We start from the raw sequence: 14,051 nt of genomic DNA, 5'->3' as shown, positions 1-14,051 counted from the left end.
CACTTCTGAGAGGTGATGCGCCATGCTTGACAACAATTTCGCTTTTGCGGTGGTTCGCTCAAAGTACCCCCATGTCGGGAATTTGATCGAAGAGCACTGGGAAGAGCCGGACTTCGGCGCCGTGATGGATGAATTGTTAAATCCGGACCCCAGACGCCAGGGGTTCCCCAGTGCCGTGTTCAACGCCCTTCGCTCTTTGGCGCTCATGCACGAAATGGAAGTCATCCACGCCGCACGCCAAGGTGAACATCCGCAGCTGATCCTGAATCTGGAACATTGACCGGGTTGGGTAGGCGCTTTGCCCACCAGTCGTGAACGTACTTGGCTGGGGCTTGCGATGGGGTGCGACTGCGTGAGACGGTCCGGTGGTCAAAAACAGGAACCACAAATTAGGCTACAGACCGCATGGATGCTAGGCTTTCATCAACATCCATTTGAAACTACCAACAAAAATACCAACAATTATAAAAGCGTCCCCATATTGGCCGCTTTCGGATCGGCAAGGCAATTGTGGCACGAAGTGAACAATTCATCGTCCTTTCGCTGCGTTTTGCCACAAAATTGAGCACGCCCGCCAAAGCCACACCCCGACACGCTTTGCAATGCAAACAGCTCAGTTACCCACAGCCTGATGCACCGGAACGGTGGACAAGATGGTGGTGTACGTTAACCAAATCAATCATCTTCATGCTTGCGCTTCTTGCGATTGTCATGACCACGGTCATGATCCCCTTCACGATCTCCGTGCTCTCGCCGGTCCTGCTCGTATCGCTCCCTGACCCAGTCTTCGCGGACGAAATAAACAGGGCGCCCACACGCGTCGTATTCGCGGCAATGCTTGTCCCAGTGCTTCTGGTGGCCAGGGGGCACATACAGATACAGCGGCTCTCTGACCGGTGATTGGATGATCACAATAGGCTGCTGGTTGATCACGCGCGGCGGCGGATTGTTGCCAATGTTGATCTGGCCGTAAACACCAGGTTGGCTGATCCCGATGGACACACCAACGCTGGTTTCAGCGAAGCTGCTAGATACGGCGCAGATGCCAATTGCCAGTGCGAGAAATCGTTTCATGGTTGTCTTCCGTATTGAGTGATTTTTCTTAAACGGACTGCCGTCGAGTTCGGTGGACTTACGAATACAAAAGAGCAAACCCTGCGCAGTGGCTGGGTTAAATTCCAAGTTTATCAAGCCTTGTGAGGCCCAGTATTGAAGCTTTTCCCGTGTTCACGGAAATCGGGAGCTATTGGCACAACTTTGGCAACCAGCAAACCTCGCGCAGACGGGGATTGTGCTTGCGAGGCAAAATCCAATTGATGATTGATTCCGTCGCCCTAATTGAGGCTCTGCAGGCCTACCGCAAACGTCTCTTGGCCGCTGGCCACACACTCAAGGCGGCGGCTGTTGCGCATTGCATATCCATCGTCAAGCGCATGGATAAGTAGCAAAGTCCACTTACAGGTGGTGTAAAGATCGCCCTCTGCCTTTCGGGGTGAAGGGCTTTTTGGCGTTTGGGAAAAAGAAACCGGGCACGCTGGCCGGCGTGGAACATCTTGCGATGCCGCGCCCAGGGAGGAAATGTGCGTGTGACACACAGAGAGAGATACTACAGCGACCACACGCGCAATTGCCACTTATGACGTCGCCTGATACCGTCCGGCACCTAACATCCTGTTTCCTGACGTACATAGGACGTTAGAACTCTATCAATGAATGCCAGGAAGGTACAAGAACGAAGCCTTCCTGGCATCAAACGTCAATACCTACTTATCAAACACGTAGACCATGTCGCGCTGACTACTGTCCAAAGTTCGCAATGCTATCAAGAGACCTCGAGCGCTACCGTTACTTCCAGCAGCGAGTGCGGAGATGGTTTGATTGGCCCCGCTCAAGACGGATGGGTTGTAGACGATGGAAAGAGAACCCTTCGGAACAGATTGCGCCAGACCATAACTACCATTCGCAAGAACGCTCATATTGACGCCGCTGACTTGAGTAGCTAACGGGTTTTGAATCCAGTCAACCGTGGCTTGCTGGAGCGTTCCGGTAAGGGAACCCGTCGGACTCATCAGGTTGTTGGAATTGCTCCCCAACGTATTCCATTGCTGACTAATTCCAGACGTTGCCGGTATCAAATCGCTTAAAAGAGTCTTCTTAATGGTTACTGTCGCTGTGTTTGACCCACCATAGTAAAGGTTGAACGTATAGGTCGCACCCTTTGCAACGAGCAAAGAGTCGCTTTGCGCTGAGGCAGACTGATCCCATACTGGGCCGGTAGGATTGGCGTGTAGCGTTGTCGCATTTGTGCCAGTAAGTCCATTGGTCCTGGTAAACCAATAGTTCGGACATTCAAACGAATTGTTTGTACCTGTATTCCCGCAACGACCAGAGTTTGTAGTCGATGTGATAGAGGTCGCGATATCCATATAGATTTGTCCGGGTTCGTTGGTTGAATCCGGCGCGATCAAACTAATACCTCCATTTGGCAAGCCGGGCCCCGTTACGACGGCGGCGGTCAATGGCTGACCACTATTGATACTGCCTGGCCCTTGAGTATTGATAGAGAACACCAACCCAGTCTGGTAGCGGCTGAAAGTTCCGTTGAGTGGACTTGGATTCAGTTCTGTCACCATTCGCAATTTAGTCCGTATGGCGATATCGACTGATTGCTGATTGCCTGTTACATACCATTGACCATTGATATAGGTCGCCAGTGTGATGAAGTTTCCAGGATTTCCAGTGGCATCGGTATACACGAGGTTGAGGACTGCTCGGTCATAAATGGCAATGCCGGTTCCGCTATTGTTCGCAGGCAGCATCTGCATCACAGAGGCAGCCAGAAATTTGGCACTGATCCCATTCGTGACATCCATGGAGGAGGAATTTAGTAAGCCGTAGAAATGTTGCGCCGCCAGGTAGCCGTTGTGCATGTAGGTGGGAACACTACCGTTAGCACTTGAGAGCAGGTTGCCAAACGTTTGGCAAGTGCTGCCAAGGCTAGTCCAAGCGGTGCCCCCTTGGGTTGAAGGCAAGTTTGTATTGGCGCCAGTGATGCGCGCGCTGGCAGTTGTACCCGAGAAACAAGCATTTAGCGCAGATGCAAGATTGCTGTTCAAAGCACTAAGCTGACCGAATTCAGAAATGGCTACAGTGGGAGCAGGAACCGTAGGGGGATTGCTAGTGCTGGGGCCTGCGACTGGGATTGGCATCGAATTGCTGCCATCAATCAAATTGAATACGGAGGCGTTACTAGACTGATCAGTTGAAACGACGACCACGTCTAATATTGCGTCGGCAGGATTACCTGTCTGGCTGGCAGATGCGGCAGTAATCGGTGTGGTCAGCGGGTTGTAATTACTTATCCCAAGGCTGGCGGCTATCGGCGCCAGCTGGGTGGCCACGTTGGTGACAACGGCTTCAAAATTGCTGACTACGGAGGGGGTCAATGCCGAACCACCGGAGGTGGCGCTCAAGCCTGCTTGCGACGCCATCACAGTCGTAATTGGCGTGACATTCGCTGTGGAGGTAGTGCCTGCTGAGGGTGTCGTCGTAGCCAAACTCACCATCGGCGCATAGTTACCGGAATTGTCAGTCGCCACAATCAGGAAAGGAGCGCTTTCGCCGCTGTTCAAGACACAGCTAAATTTGCCGTTGGCATCGGTTGTAAGGCTACTGAGCGTGGGGTTGCATGCGGCATTGCCGCTGCTGTCTGTCACCGTGACGGTAGCTCCGGCCAATGCGGCCCCGGTGGCAACACTGCCACTGAGGGTGTTTGAGCTCCCCGCGCTACTGCTGCCTCCTCCTCCGCCGCCCCCGCAGGCGACAAGTAAGACCGCACACAACACAGTCGACGAACGTATTACCCTCTTTAGTATTGAACTCATGATTTCCCTGTAGTTAATTTTCCCGCCATATTAAAACCGAAAATCTGGTCTCAAGAGGCCTATGTCACTCGCTTGCCTTAACGATTCCCCGAATAGGCTATCACTTCATTTGTGCCTGTATGGAACATGTCCTAATCCCTTGAAATCAGTATTGACGGATCTTTAAGACCAGTCCAGATGAGATAGCACTTTCGGTAACATAACTTGGCACGTTACTATGCGCAGCCATTACTTAAACAGCCCCTTGATAGCCTTGCCCGCTTTTTCAAAGGCACCGCCGATGGATTTCATCAGACGGTCGAAACTCAGAGAGGCTTTCAATCGCAGTTCAAGTGCATCAGTGATCTCCCGGCCCAACTCACCAGGTGTGATTCCGCCTTGGGCCTTGCCAAGGTCGTGCAGATGTAGGTCAGGAAGCTCGGCGGTGATGGTCTTGTCGCCCACAAAAGGCGCCGTGGCGTGCGCTTTGGCATCGCTGATGATGAACTCCTGCACGATAAGCCTTTTGCCTTTGGAATCTTTGGAGGACGGACCCAAGTACTTTGCGATGTTCTGCTGAATCGCGTCAAAGTTGGTCATCGTGTCACCCTTTTCATAAATTACATCAGGTGATACAACGATGACCCTCTTGATCACCACCACGTCTTGCGTAAGCGAAGGCAGCTCCACTTCAAGCTCCACCTCGCCCACTTTCAACGCATAAGGCGATTTAAAGCTTACCGGGTTGCCGATCAACAGTCCACTAAGCGTACCTCGCCCATCACTGGGTTCGATCTTTACGTGTTCCACCTTCACGGTCGCCCCTGTCATTGCACTGCCGTAGGTGTCAATGCCGCTCTTCACCAAGTGGTCTAGATTGGTGTGCAGCCAATAGACACTGCCAAAGATGGCCAACAAGATCAAAGCTGAGAGGGAGAGGAGAGCTTTTTTCATATTCCGCTCGTCATTTCAATCATATTGCGGGGCATAGGAATACCTGCTAGCCCTTGTTCCAGAAAATATTGCGCCGTTCAAGGCAGTTTAACGAATCCAAAGAGGGAGAAATCAGACGTCCTTTTGTGGGATGCCAGGACGATCGCACGATGAACATTCAAGCAATTTGGGCGATTTTGGCCCATTGGCAGTATCAATTTTGTCAAAGCAATGGACGCACTAAACAAATGTTGTTCCCCTGCGATGATCGGGCTCGATGTGAAGATAAGATGAATACACCTTGTACTAGTGCTCCAAGGTACTTTGGTCAACGTCGACTGCAAATCGCACGATCCAAGACCATTGAAAAACAATTAATTTCAGGAGGAACACATGTCGGAACTTGTCTACCCGCGCGAAAAGACATTGGGCAATATCACTCTGGTATTGGGTCTCATCGTTTGGCTTCTGCTTATTGCGGGAACCTTTGGTGTGGCGCTGTTGTACCTGCTCTTGGGCTTTATCGGATACTGCTTCGCTCAATCCGCTTGGGTCGCCCATATTCGAGGTACAGCTGTACGCATCACCTCCGAGCAGTTTCAAGATTTGCATCAGCGCCTGGAGTACTGCAGCAGCAGATTGGGCGTCGATCCAGTACCAGAGGCCTACATCCTTCACGGTAACGGCGTTTTCAATGCCTTTGCAACCCGCTTCTTTGGAAGGAACTTTGTGGTCTTGTTTAGCGACGTGGTTGACGCGCTAGAACACGACCCGAGCGCCATCAACTTCTACATAGGTCATGAGCTGGGACATATTAAGCTCAAGCACCTAACTGGCGGTCTGTGGCGCATGCCAGTCTTGTGGTTGCCGCTACTTGGTGCCGCCTACTCTCGTGCGCGAGAGTACTCTTGTGACCGCCATGGGCGTGCTTGCTGCGCCGAAGCTGAATCTGCCGGAAGAGCACTGGCGGCACTGGGTGCTGGCGCTAAACGCTGGGCGGCAGTTGATCTGCAGCAATACACACATCAGGCCCAAACCAACATCGGTTTCTGGCCGTCATTTCACGAGCTCACCGCTGGCTATCCCTACCTGACCAAGCGAGTGGCCCGCACCCTGCACCCCGAAGCCACCATGCCAAGTCGCAACCCGTTTGCGTACGTGTTGGCGCTTTTTGTGCCTTTCGGTGGTCGTTCTGGTGGCGGGGCTGCTGGACTCATGATTGTTGTTGCGATCATCGGAGTTCTAGCGGCTGTCGCTTTGCCCGCCTACCAGGATTACACAATGCGTGCAAAGACTGCCGAAGTCGTCCAGTCCTTGTCTGGGCCACGTGCTGCGCTGACCGAGCGATTGGCCACCAATTCCAATGCCGGTTTGCTGACCCCGCAAGAAAGCACCAGCATCAAGTCACGGTCAGCAGCCACGAGGTACGTCGAATCAATTGATGTTTATTCCACCGAGCAGTACGCCGATGTCGTGGCAACAGCCAATGTCGACAACGTGAAAGGCCACGTGTATGTCTTTACCCGCGACGGCGGAAAGTCTTGGAACTGTGGTTCTACTGACTACCCTGACAAATACCTTCCCACCTCTTGCCGCGACAAAGAGGGCAACAACCGCCCTGCGCCACCCGCTCCGAAGCAATCCAACAGTATCGGTATGTGGGAGAAGACCTACGCTCAAATGACGTACAACGGCTGCGTGCAAAGTCGCACCAAGACAGATCCGGACGGCGCGGCAAAGTTCTGCCAATGCATGGTCTACAAATTGGCAGAAGTAGTGCCCCAGGTTGAAATGCAACGCCAGCCAAGCTCATCTGAAACTCAGATGGAAATCGAAAAGGCTGGCAAGGTTTGCGTGGCTCAGTAGGCGCCAAGACGACTCCAGCCACCACGCCAATGCGGTCACACTAAATGAACAATCCAAGCAAGAGCCAACACCTCTCTCTGCCCTAAGAGCGTTGACTGCCACCGCTGATGCAGTAATTCCCTTCCAATGCAATGAAGACCAAGAAATTCACTCTTTTGGGGGATGGGCATTTGCTGATCTCTAAGTTACCGTCACGTTTTGATAAGCACAAATAAAAGCAGAGAGGAAATTTTTGATGCGATTAAGAATTGCGGCCGGACTTGCCGTCCCGCTGATACTGGGCGCTTGTGCCCACCCCACAGTAGTACAAAGCATGAAGCCTGGTGATAGCGGCTTGAGTTGTGCGCAACTGCAGAATGAGTATGCGGATGCAGAGCGTTTTCGAGATGAAGCGGACAAGGAAAAGAGTATTACTGGTGGGAATGTAGCTCGGGCAATTTTCTTCTGGCCAGCCATTCTCGGTACGGCATCCAATGCGAACGAGGCCATTGCGGCAGCTGACTCACGCAAGGTGCATCTGGCCAATCAAATGGCGAACAAGAATTGCGGAGCAGTTGCAGCAGGCATATCGAATGCTGGTCAGGACCCCAAGGTTTTGGCTTCAGGTGGAACCACAAAAGAGGCACAACTTATCGAGTTAAAGCGTCTTTTCGAAGCAAACCTTATTTCAAAAGAGGCGTACGCTGAAAAGCAAAAGTCGATTCTGGATGCACCTTGAAACGGTTTAAGCACCGGAATCGATATGCAAATGTATGGGGAAACTACCCCCAAAACTCCCAATAGGTAACTATCCCCTGCGCCGAAGTCCATCCCGATACAGCAAGCCGCCAATCTCCCCCAGTACGGCGAGATCATCCTCAGTAAGCCTGTCCTGGTTGGCTTCGATCCACGCTGCCAGCATGCCGATGGCATCGCCCGCAGTGGCTTTGCTACCTTGCATGTCGAGAATCTCTGCCCGTTGTTGAAATAGGGCGATTAGGGGATGGATCATTTGCAGCACTCCTATGTTCCTATCTGTCCTGGGCGTTGCCTTTGGACGTCATCGCGTCCATTGACATTCCACGCCACTCTGATTTGCCTCTAACGGATTGGTGTTGGAGTAGCCATTCCCGGATCTCTTGCTAGTGAGCAAACATTGCCGTACCACCACCGACGAGTAGGAACACAGCCAATCCCGTGTGGAACCGCGAAAGCACCTTGTGAACACCAATCCAGTCAGTAGGCCATGCAAGCCAGCCTGCATTTGGGAACATCATTGACATCACTGTGATGCAGTCAAACGCTGGCCATACCCCATATCGCAGCCACTCATACGCCTGCCACCCAAGACTGGCGATGAGAAACAGAGCCGCCAGTCCCGAAAGTCCTAACCACACGTCCTCTGTAGACGAACTCACCGGCAATCTGCAATCTACTTGCAAATGACCTGTCCGTAGGAATTGGCCGTGCACCGTGGCTGGGATTGCCCGTAAGGATCGACCGTCCCCTCTTTGCCCGTGTAGGGATTGACATTGCCTTTTGTACTGTAGTTATCCAACTTGGTTCCGTTCGGGTTGGTGGCGTAAGTTGGCGCAACGTAGGTTCCGTCTTGCTTGACATAGCCATTGACTAAATGACTTCCGGCAAATGCTGCGAACGACAGCCCGATACACATTGCGACTAAAGCTTTTTTCATGTTTAACTCCCTTTTTTCCCACGAACCGCGTGGAGACGGATGATGTACCTGACGCAATACGAAGCGTGCAAGTCAGATCACATTACTTCCTTTGAAGGGTCATAACCAAAGCAAACATTGCAGTCGCAATGGCGAGAGAAACATGGATGTGGCCTAGCGCTGTATGCAGTCCCTGCCAATTCAGTGGATCACAGTACCATCCCCCGACCATCGAACAGCCGACAGTGGCAATGTCCATTGAAGGCCACGTTCCAGACTTCAACCATGTAACCACTTGATAGAGTGGGACCAGCACAACAATTAGCAACGGAGTGCAGATAAGGGCCATCAGTCCCCACTTGGTAAGGTCGTCACCGTTGTATTGGCGTTCGGCTTGCATGATCATCCCCTGGCTGAGTAATGCGATCAGTTTCCAGTAAATTGAGGGAATGCACAAGTGCCAGTACACCCACCAATGAATGAATTTCTCAATGCGGAGGAGTTAATCTCCTTGATTGGATATTCACGAAGAGCCAGACAAGCAGCGTGGCTAAAGGAGCGCGGGATTGCCCATAGGCTTGATAGAAACAGAATCATTGCCAGCCGCGTGCACGTTCGTTCTTGGTTGGAAGGGAAAGCCTTCCATGCATCGGGTGGACTGCGATTGGATCTAGTCAGATAGCATCAGCACATTCTCGATCATGTGACGCCTTGCAAAAAAGCATTGGCACCCGATCCTTTGTGCGCTGCGTTTCAGATGCCGCACGCTTCTTGAAGACTTCAACCGTTTCGTCCGGAAGCCGACTCCAATGGTTGCCATGGTTGTCGTAGATGTAGGTCATCTCCTTGCCTACCTCGCCCACGCCAACAAAAATAATGAAGATGGTTTTGTCAACTTGGGGTGTGATTTTCTCAAGTTCTGCGATTCGTTTTTCAAGCGTGTGCATGTTTGGTCTCCAAATGGTTAATGGGCATGGTCTTCAATACTTCCGCAAGTGAGCAGCGTGGATGTCTGCATGCGCTGGACTTCTGTCCATCCAACGCCAAGACTTCGCAGTCAAGGCATGCATGTTGGTTTGGGCGCTCAAGCTGCGCAATGCGTTGTTTAATGTTTGACATGGTTTCGATCAGTAGCAAAGAAACACGTTGCTGCATCCTGCCTTGGGCGGTTGCACCTGGTTCACTGCACGATCTTTCAGGCTTTTCTCTGACTCGAAAGGCTCGCGCTTCCACTCTCGATTGCCACTCGTTACGCGCTCAATTTCGTTGGCTTTGGCGCCCAGCCCTACGATATGAATGAATATCGGCCCAATGCGACGTGGTTCGATCTGCTCAAGTAACGAGATGCGTTTTTCAAGGTTTTGCATTTGATTCCTCCAGTTTTGCAATACGGGCTTCCAATTCATCGAACTCAGCAATCTTTGCCACCGTGCCCAATGCGGTGATCAATTGCGCAGCTTGTGTCGGGGCGAGCTTTCCAGCAGCAGCCGCAGAGAGCACCGCTTCCGCTTTGGCTGTCAGAGTCCCACCTTCTGGCAATTCAAGCTCTACGGGCTGTTCCGTGGCCTTGATGGGCGCGTAACCACGCTCCAGCAGAAGCCGCATGGCCTGTATGTCGCCACCTCTAGCCATTTCCTTCAACTGTTCAATCATTTCCGGCATGAAGTCTTGTAGGTCAGCGCGCAGTTTTTGCAGTGCCCCTGTTCCTGGTTTGCGTCCGGCTGGGTTGCCAGACTGCCCGGGCTTGAAGCTAGTCTTATTGGATTTGGGGTGAGTCATCCCTGTTTGATCCCTTCTGTTTCAGGCAGCATCAGTCGTTCAGCAGACCGGGGAACTGCATAGGCGTCGCCAGTTGGCTACCAATGCGCAGCCCAAGAAGACCGCCAAGCTGTTGTGTCATCAGGCTGTTGCGCCGATTGATATCGTTGGTGATTGGCAGGATAGCCCCGAGGTTGTCTTGTGCCAGCGCACCTTTTGACATGAGGATTTGCCCAATCTGGTCACGCACGGTCTGTGGAGTGGAAACACTGTTCCAAGCCTTTCCAGCAGCGGCCAATGCGCCAGTGATGTGACCGGCCTTAGCAGCAGCCACAGCGCCACCAGCATCAGCCAGGGCAGATGTGTCTAAGTCCCCTGCACCGTACTGACGTGCGGCAGTCTGAGAACCACGTCCAACAGTCTCAAACCCTTTCATGCTGGCCTCTTTGGCAACGTTCGCAGCAAAGGAACGGTACGCCAATTCATTGCCGAAGATGGCCTTTAGCTTGTCCTGCATGGCGGGCTCTTTCCACATGTTCAGGATCTGAGTCTGTCCTGCCTGTGTGCCCAGCTTATTGCGTAGCGCTTCAAATGCTCCCAGCTTGAACGCCTGGGCTTCAGAATCAGACATGCCACTGGTCATGCGACCAATCGTCACACCATCCTTGGAAATTGCTGCACGGCCTTGATTGGCAGCATCGATCAGTGCAGACGGACCCGCAAAGGCATCCCGAGCAGTCTTATAAAGAGATGTCCCGGTGTCGGGATTGGTTGTTGCGTTATCCAGTTCGCCGACAAGCTTTGTCTTAAGGCTTTGGTAGGCATTGCCCAATGGGGTAAGCGTTCCGTCCGGGTTCATGGCCTTGCGGCTGGTCAGTATCTGATCAATGCCCTGCTTCACATGGTCAAGATCACCCATGTTCCAGCTTGCCGGGTTGTTGGCATCCAAAGTAAACGGCATCTGTTTTGCAGTGGCCATCTCACGACCAAGAGAAGTAGCCCCAAGCTGGTCTGCTGTCTGCACAATAGATTGCAGATTTGAACTAGGCGAAATGGAAACCTGTTGCAACTGGTTGTACAGAGGTGCGGAGGCTTTAGCACGGTCGGCCACCCACTGGTCAAGTTGGGAGTTTAGATTTTGGCCCTGTGTGTCCAGTGCGTCGCTGGCGGCATTTATCAGACGATTGCCCCTACCGGCTTGACGATCATGGATTAGCTGCTCTGCGGCGTCTTTGGTGCGCCCTGGTAGGGTTGCCATTGTGTCGAGTAGCTGGTTCGTGCTTTTCCCCGCAGCGTCGGTAATGGTTGCGTCCGGCCCAAGCGTGTTCAGCCTAGCTGACACCTGGTTGACCGGGTTTGCCTGACCACTCTTGAAGACATTGCCCCGTGCATCGTTGGCAAGTGCCTGTGCAACCTTCTGTTGCGCATAGTTGTATGCGGATGAAGAAGAGACGCGCTGGGCAATATTTCCACCGACAGCCCCCACCCCACGTGCAACAGGAATGGATGCACCACCATACAAAGCCCCGCCAACGGCCCCCTGCCCCGCATCGGCCAATACGCCAGAGGTATCCTCAGCCGTGGAATTTCCTGCGCCAGACACTGCGCCAAATGCCCCACCAGTAGCCGCGCCCTTCGCGGTTGACGCAACCACACCCGATCCTTGCAGGAATTTTGGCAAGTAAGGCAGAACCTTGGATCCAGCATTTGCCAGACTATCGGATGCAAGCAGCGGAGCGGACGCCATTGTTTGCGTTACGGCGGTCGTTACAGGATTTTCCTGCTGTTGCTGATCTTGAGCACCGCGCAGGCCATCGCGAACCAATCGGTAGTTCTCCGAAAAGGACTTCCCGCTGTGAGTCAATCCAGTGGCATCAGTAATTGCCTGAATTCCCGCTCCAAGTCCGCCTAGCGCCTCGTCATAGAAGCCCATAAAGGGTCCATTCAGTACAGACGCCAATCCTCGAACCGCACCGGGCAATTGCTTTCCAGCCTCGTAATTCTTGTTTACAGAAGCCGGTGCAGTAGCCTTGGCCGGAACATCATGTGCTTGGTTTACTGCATTCCAGTCGATGGAACCACCACCAGAAGCAGGAGTTGCGCTCGGGTCTACACCAACTTCATCCCAATTGATTGCACCCATTTAGAACGCTCCCATCTTGTCGAGTTGTTGAATGCTTTGCAGACGCTGCTGCCAGTCATTGGGGTATTGCGCTTTGAACTGGGCAATGAATTGCCTTGTCTGACCTGTACGTGATGCCGCCGCAAGTTGCTGACCTGCGCTCACCAGGCTTGGGGAAGCAATCTGATTGAAGTCATTGGCAATCTTTGGGATGTTCTCCAGGCCACTCGACGATGCGTTGGTGATGACCTTTGCACGAGCGTCACTGACCGACAAAGTATTGCGGAGCATGGGCAACACTTCCTTGATGGCCTGATTTGTCATTTCGCCATTGGGATAAGCCTTAGACCAGTTAGCAAGGTCAGCGTCCGAGCGTGTACCGCGTGCCCCTGCCAGGTTGGCAGCTAACTTGCGCATAACGTCCTGATTGGTCATTGCACCACTCAGATCAATGCCGGGCACGAGTGCTTTCCACCTGGCAATGTCAGCGGACATGGGTCCGAACTTCGCGCCACTGTTCAGGAGGTTGTCGATCTCGTCAAAATAGGCACTGGTCTGACGATTGGCAGCGGCATCTGCTTGCGCATTCTTGAGAAGCTCACTGCCCTGGTTTTGCATCAACTGCACATTGTTGGTTGCACCAACGGGAGGTCCTGCCCTCATGGGACTCTTTCCGACAGCGCTGCCACCATTGCCAAAGACACCATTCACGCCGTTCTCATGGAACATGATCCCGGTGCCAATTGCCTGGCGGACTGCGGGGTTTGACAAATTGATTGGCTGATTTGGATCGATGCCAAGACGCTTTGAAACGTCACTGATGTACGCCGCTGTGTCGTTTTCGTTCGGTGGTGCCCACTTAGTGATGACTCCTGCCAACGTGTTCACGCCCTTCATGCCGTAGTTCTTCAGATTGTTGTCGAGCGCGGCCAATCCTTGGTCCATAGAACCGAATTGCGCAAGCTTTCCACCAGGCATCAGAGCGCCAGGATTGTTATTGCGAACGGGTGCAGGTCCTCCGGTAACAGGAGCACCGCCAGAAGTAGCGGCGCTTAGCTTGTTGGTGTAGAACGCATTGCCTTGATCGTCATAGGCGATCTGTGGTTCAGCCTGATTTCGTCCAGCAGCTCCAGCATAGGCATTAATCTGTTCAACATCAGAAGCACCCTGCAATGGCCTGACTCCAACAACCTGCCCGTTCTGGATGATAGGTACAGCGTTATCAGGGATCTTGGGCGCCATAGACACCACTTCACCGCGCTCGTTGTACATGGGTGCACCAGCACGTCCAGCAACCAATGGAATGTTGTTGGACTTGTAAATGTTCTGCTGGATCAGTTGGCGTCCGATATCCGTCTTAGGGTCGATGCCAGCTGCAACCAGGTTCTTAACAAAGTCTGTTTGTGCACCAGCCTTGTCGAGGTACGCCTTCATGTAACCTTGCGGCCCAAGCATGATCGCGGCATTGCGGCTTTCTTCGTAGCTCAAGCCAGGTATCAGCGGAACACCACCGGGGACCTGTTGCGACGGTTGTTGCGACGGTTGTTGTGGGGATTGTTGCGGTGCCGATTGAGGCAGGCCACCACCGACCGGAGTGCCTTGTGCAGGCTGAACCTGCGACGAGCCACCGTCACCGGCCCACATGCCCTGCCAATTCTTCATGTTCTGGAGCTGCATCTGCTGTTGCTGCAAATCAGCGTCCATTACCTTCTGCTCAGTATTTGCACGCTTCATGCCCTGTGCAGCATTCACGCCTTCCATCAAGCGCTGACCAAATCCTGCACCATCGGCGCGAGGTGATCCAGCAGCAAGTAACCCAAGCCCTATTTGTGCCTGGGGATCATCCATAAGGTCA

At 53.0% G+C, this 14,051-nt stretch carries 14 protein-coding genes; 4 read left to right on the top strand and 10 right to left on the bottom strand.

The window, feature by feature from the left end; genetic code table 11:
* Window positions 1–22 precede the first annotated feature (22 nt).
* Window positions 23–280 carry a hypothetical protein gene (locus AAGF34_RS12140; protein WP_342620856.1) on the top strand — a complete coding sequence of 86 codons (258 nt, stop codon included), beginning with the start codon at window positions 23–25 and terminating at the stop codon, window positions 278–280.
* Window positions 281–675: 395 nt separating this feature from the next.
* On the opposite strand, the gene AAGF34_RS12135 is transcribed toward AAGF34_RS12140, so the two are convergent.
* On the bottom strand, window positions 676–1,074 hold the full coding sequence (locus AAGF34_RS12135; RefSeq protein WP_342620855.1) for a hypothetical protein: 399 nt from the start codon (window positions 1,072–1,074) through the stop codon (window positions 676–678).
* Window positions 1,075–1,316: 242 nt separating this feature from the next.
* On the opposite strand from AAGF34_RS12135, the gene AAGF34_RS12130 reads away from it, so the two are divergent.
* Window positions 1,317–1,445, top strand: coding sequence for a hypothetical protein (locus AAGF34_RS12130; RefSeq protein ID WP_342620854.1), 129 nt, complete (start codon window positions 1,317–1,319; stop codon window positions 1,443–1,445).
* Between the two features lie 318 nt (window positions 1,446–1,763).
* Here AAGF34_RS12130 and AAGF34_RS12125 read toward each other — a convergent pair whose 3' ends face one another.
* Together AAGF34_RS12125 and AAGF34_RS12120 are read right to left on the bottom strand one after the other, a co-directional pair.
* Window positions 1,764–3,716: a hypothetical protein gene (locus tag AAGF34_RS12125; protein WP_342620853.1), complete on the bottom strand. Its 1,953-nt coding sequence runs from the start codon at window positions 3,714–3,716 to the stop codon at window positions 1,764–1,766.
* Window positions 3,717–4,112: 396 nt separating this feature from the next.
* Window positions 4,113–4,817: a hypothetical protein gene (locus AAGF34_RS12120; protein ID WP_342620852.1), complete on the bottom strand. Its 705-nt coding sequence runs from the start codon at window positions 4,815–4,817 to the stop codon at window positions 4,113–4,115.
* A 372-nt stretch (window positions 4,818–5,189) separates the two neighbouring features.
* Between AAGF34_RS12120 and AAGF34_RS12115 the strand changes: the two genes are divergently transcribed.
* On the top strand, window positions 5,190–6,662 hold the full coding sequence (locus AAGF34_RS12115) for a M48 family metalloprotease (protein WP_342620851.1): 1,473 nt from the start codon (window positions 5,190–5,192) through the stop codon (window positions 6,660–6,662).
* Window positions 6,663–6,897: 235 nt separating this feature from the next.
* On the top strand, window positions 6,898–7,380 hold the full coding sequence (locus AAGF34_RS12110) for a hypothetical protein (RefSeq protein WP_342620850.1): 483 nt from the start codon (window positions 6,898–6,900) through the stop codon (window positions 7,378–7,380).
* A gap of 69 nt (window positions 7,381–7,449) precedes the next feature.
* Here the strand turns inward: AAGF34_RS12110 and AAGF34_RS12105 are convergent, their stop codons facing one another.
* The 7 genes from AAGF34_RS12105 to AAGF34_RS12075 all read right to left on the bottom strand — a co-directional run bounded on the left by AAGF34_RS12105 (window position 7,450) and on the right by AAGF34_RS12075 (window position 14,044).
* Window positions 7,450–7,653, bottom strand: coding sequence for a hypothetical protein (locus tag AAGF34_RS12105; protein WP_342620849.1), 204 nt, complete (start codon window positions 7,651–7,653; stop codon window positions 7,450–7,452).
* A gap of 420 nt (window positions 7,654–8,073) precedes the next feature.
* A complete protein-coding gene (locus tag AAGF34_RS12100; protein ID WP_342620848.1) occupies window positions 8,074–8,337 on the bottom strand; it encodes a hypothetical protein in 264 nt (87 codons plus the stop codon).
* Between the two features lie 653 nt (window positions 8,338–8,990).
* A complete protein-coding gene (locus AAGF34_RS12095) occupies window positions 8,991–9,263 on the bottom strand; it encodes a hypothetical protein (RefSeq protein ID WP_342620847.1) in 273 nt (90 codons plus the stop codon).
* 180 nt (window positions 9,264–9,443) lie between these two features.
* Complete coding sequence (locus tag AAGF34_RS12090; protein WP_342620846.1) at window positions 9,444–9,683, bottom strand: hypothetical protein; 240 nt, start codon at window positions 9,681–9,683, stop codon at window positions 9,444–9,446.
* Complete coding sequence (locus tag AAGF34_RS12085; RefSeq protein ID WP_342620845.1) at window positions 9,670–10,095, bottom strand: DUF5681 domain-containing protein; 426 nt, start codon at window positions 10,093–10,095, stop codon at window positions 9,670–9,672. Before AAGF34_RS12085 ends, AAGF34_RS12090 begins: the two co-directional genes overlap by 14 nt.
* A 31-nt stretch (window positions 10,096–10,126) precedes the next feature.
* Window positions 10,127–12,217: a hypothetical protein gene (locus tag AAGF34_RS12080; RefSeq protein WP_342620844.1), complete on the bottom strand. Its 2,091-nt coding sequence runs from the start codon at window positions 12,215–12,217 to the stop codon at window positions 10,127–10,129.
* Complete coding sequence (locus tag AAGF34_RS12075; protein WP_342620843.1) at window positions 12,218–14,044, bottom strand: hypothetical protein; 1,827 nt, start codon at window positions 14,042–14,044, stop codon at window positions 12,218–12,220. It lies immediately after the preceding gene.
* Between the last annotated feature and the right edge of the window lie 7 nt (window positions 14,045–14,051).

The sequence above is a fragment of the Rhodoferax sp. GW822-FHT02A01 genome, assembly GCF_038784515.1.
GTDB lineage: Bacteria > Pseudomonadota > Gammaproteobacteria > Burkholderiales > Burkholderiaceae_C > Allorhodoferax.
Note: the sequence above shows the minus strand (reverse complement) of the source record. Positions and strands in the feature narration are given on the sequence as shown.

Excerpts from the sequence above, each read along its gene's own strand:
- AAGF34_RS12095 (WP_342620847.1), bottom strand. The coding sequence starts at position 9,263 with ATGCACACGCTTGAAAAACGAATCGCAGAACTTGAGAAAATCACACCC.
- AAGF34_RS12085 (WP_342620845.1), bottom strand. The coding sequence starts at position 10,095 with ATGACTCACCCCAAATCCAATAAGACTAGCTTCAAGCCCGGGCAGTCT.
- AAGF34_RS12115 (WP_342620851.1), top strand. The coding sequence starts at position 5,190 with ATGTCGGAACTTGTCTACCCGCGCGAAAAGACATTGGGCAATATCACT.
- AAGF34_RS12110 (WP_342620850.1), top strand. The coding sequence starts at position 6,898 with ATGCGATTAAGAATTGCGGCCGGACTTGCCGTCCCGCTGATACTGGGC.
- AAGF34_RS12075 (WP_342620843.1), bottom strand. The coding sequence starts at position 14,044 with ATGGATGATCCCCAGGCACAAATAGGGCTTGGGTTACTTGCTGCTGGA.
- AAGF34_RS12105 (WP_342620849.1), bottom strand. The coding sequence starts at position 7,653 with ATGATCCATCCCCTAATCGCCCTATTTCAACAACGGGCAGAGATTCTC.
- AAGF34_RS12140 (WP_342620856.1), top strand. The coding sequence starts at position 23 with ATGCTTGACAACAATTTCGCTTTTGCGGTGGTTCGCTCAAAGTACCCC.
- AAGF34_RS12100 (WP_342620848.1), bottom strand. The coding sequence starts at position 8,337 with ATGAAAAAAGCTTTAGTCGCAATGTGTATCGGGCTGTCGTTCGCAGCA.
- AAGF34_RS12090 (WP_342620846.1), bottom strand. The coding sequence starts at position 9,683 with ATGCAAAACCTTGAAAAACGCATCTCGTTACTTGAGCAGATCGAACCA.
- AAGF34_RS12130 (WP_342620854.1), top strand. The coding sequence starts at position 1,317 with ATGATTGATTCCGTCGCCCTAATTGAGGCTCTGCAGGCCTACCGCAAA.
- AAGF34_RS12135 (WP_342620855.1), bottom strand. The coding sequence starts at position 1,074 with ATGAAACGATTTCTCGCACTGGCAATTGGCATCTGCGCCGTATCTAGC.
- AAGF34_RS12080 (WP_342620844.1), bottom strand. The coding sequence starts at position 12,217 with ATGGGTGCAATCAATTGGGATGAAGTTGGTGTAGACCCGAGCGCAACT.
- AAGF34_RS12120 (WP_342620852.1), bottom strand. The coding sequence starts at position 4,817 with ATGAAAAAAGCTCTCCTCTCCCTCTCAGCTTTGATCTTGTTGGCCATC.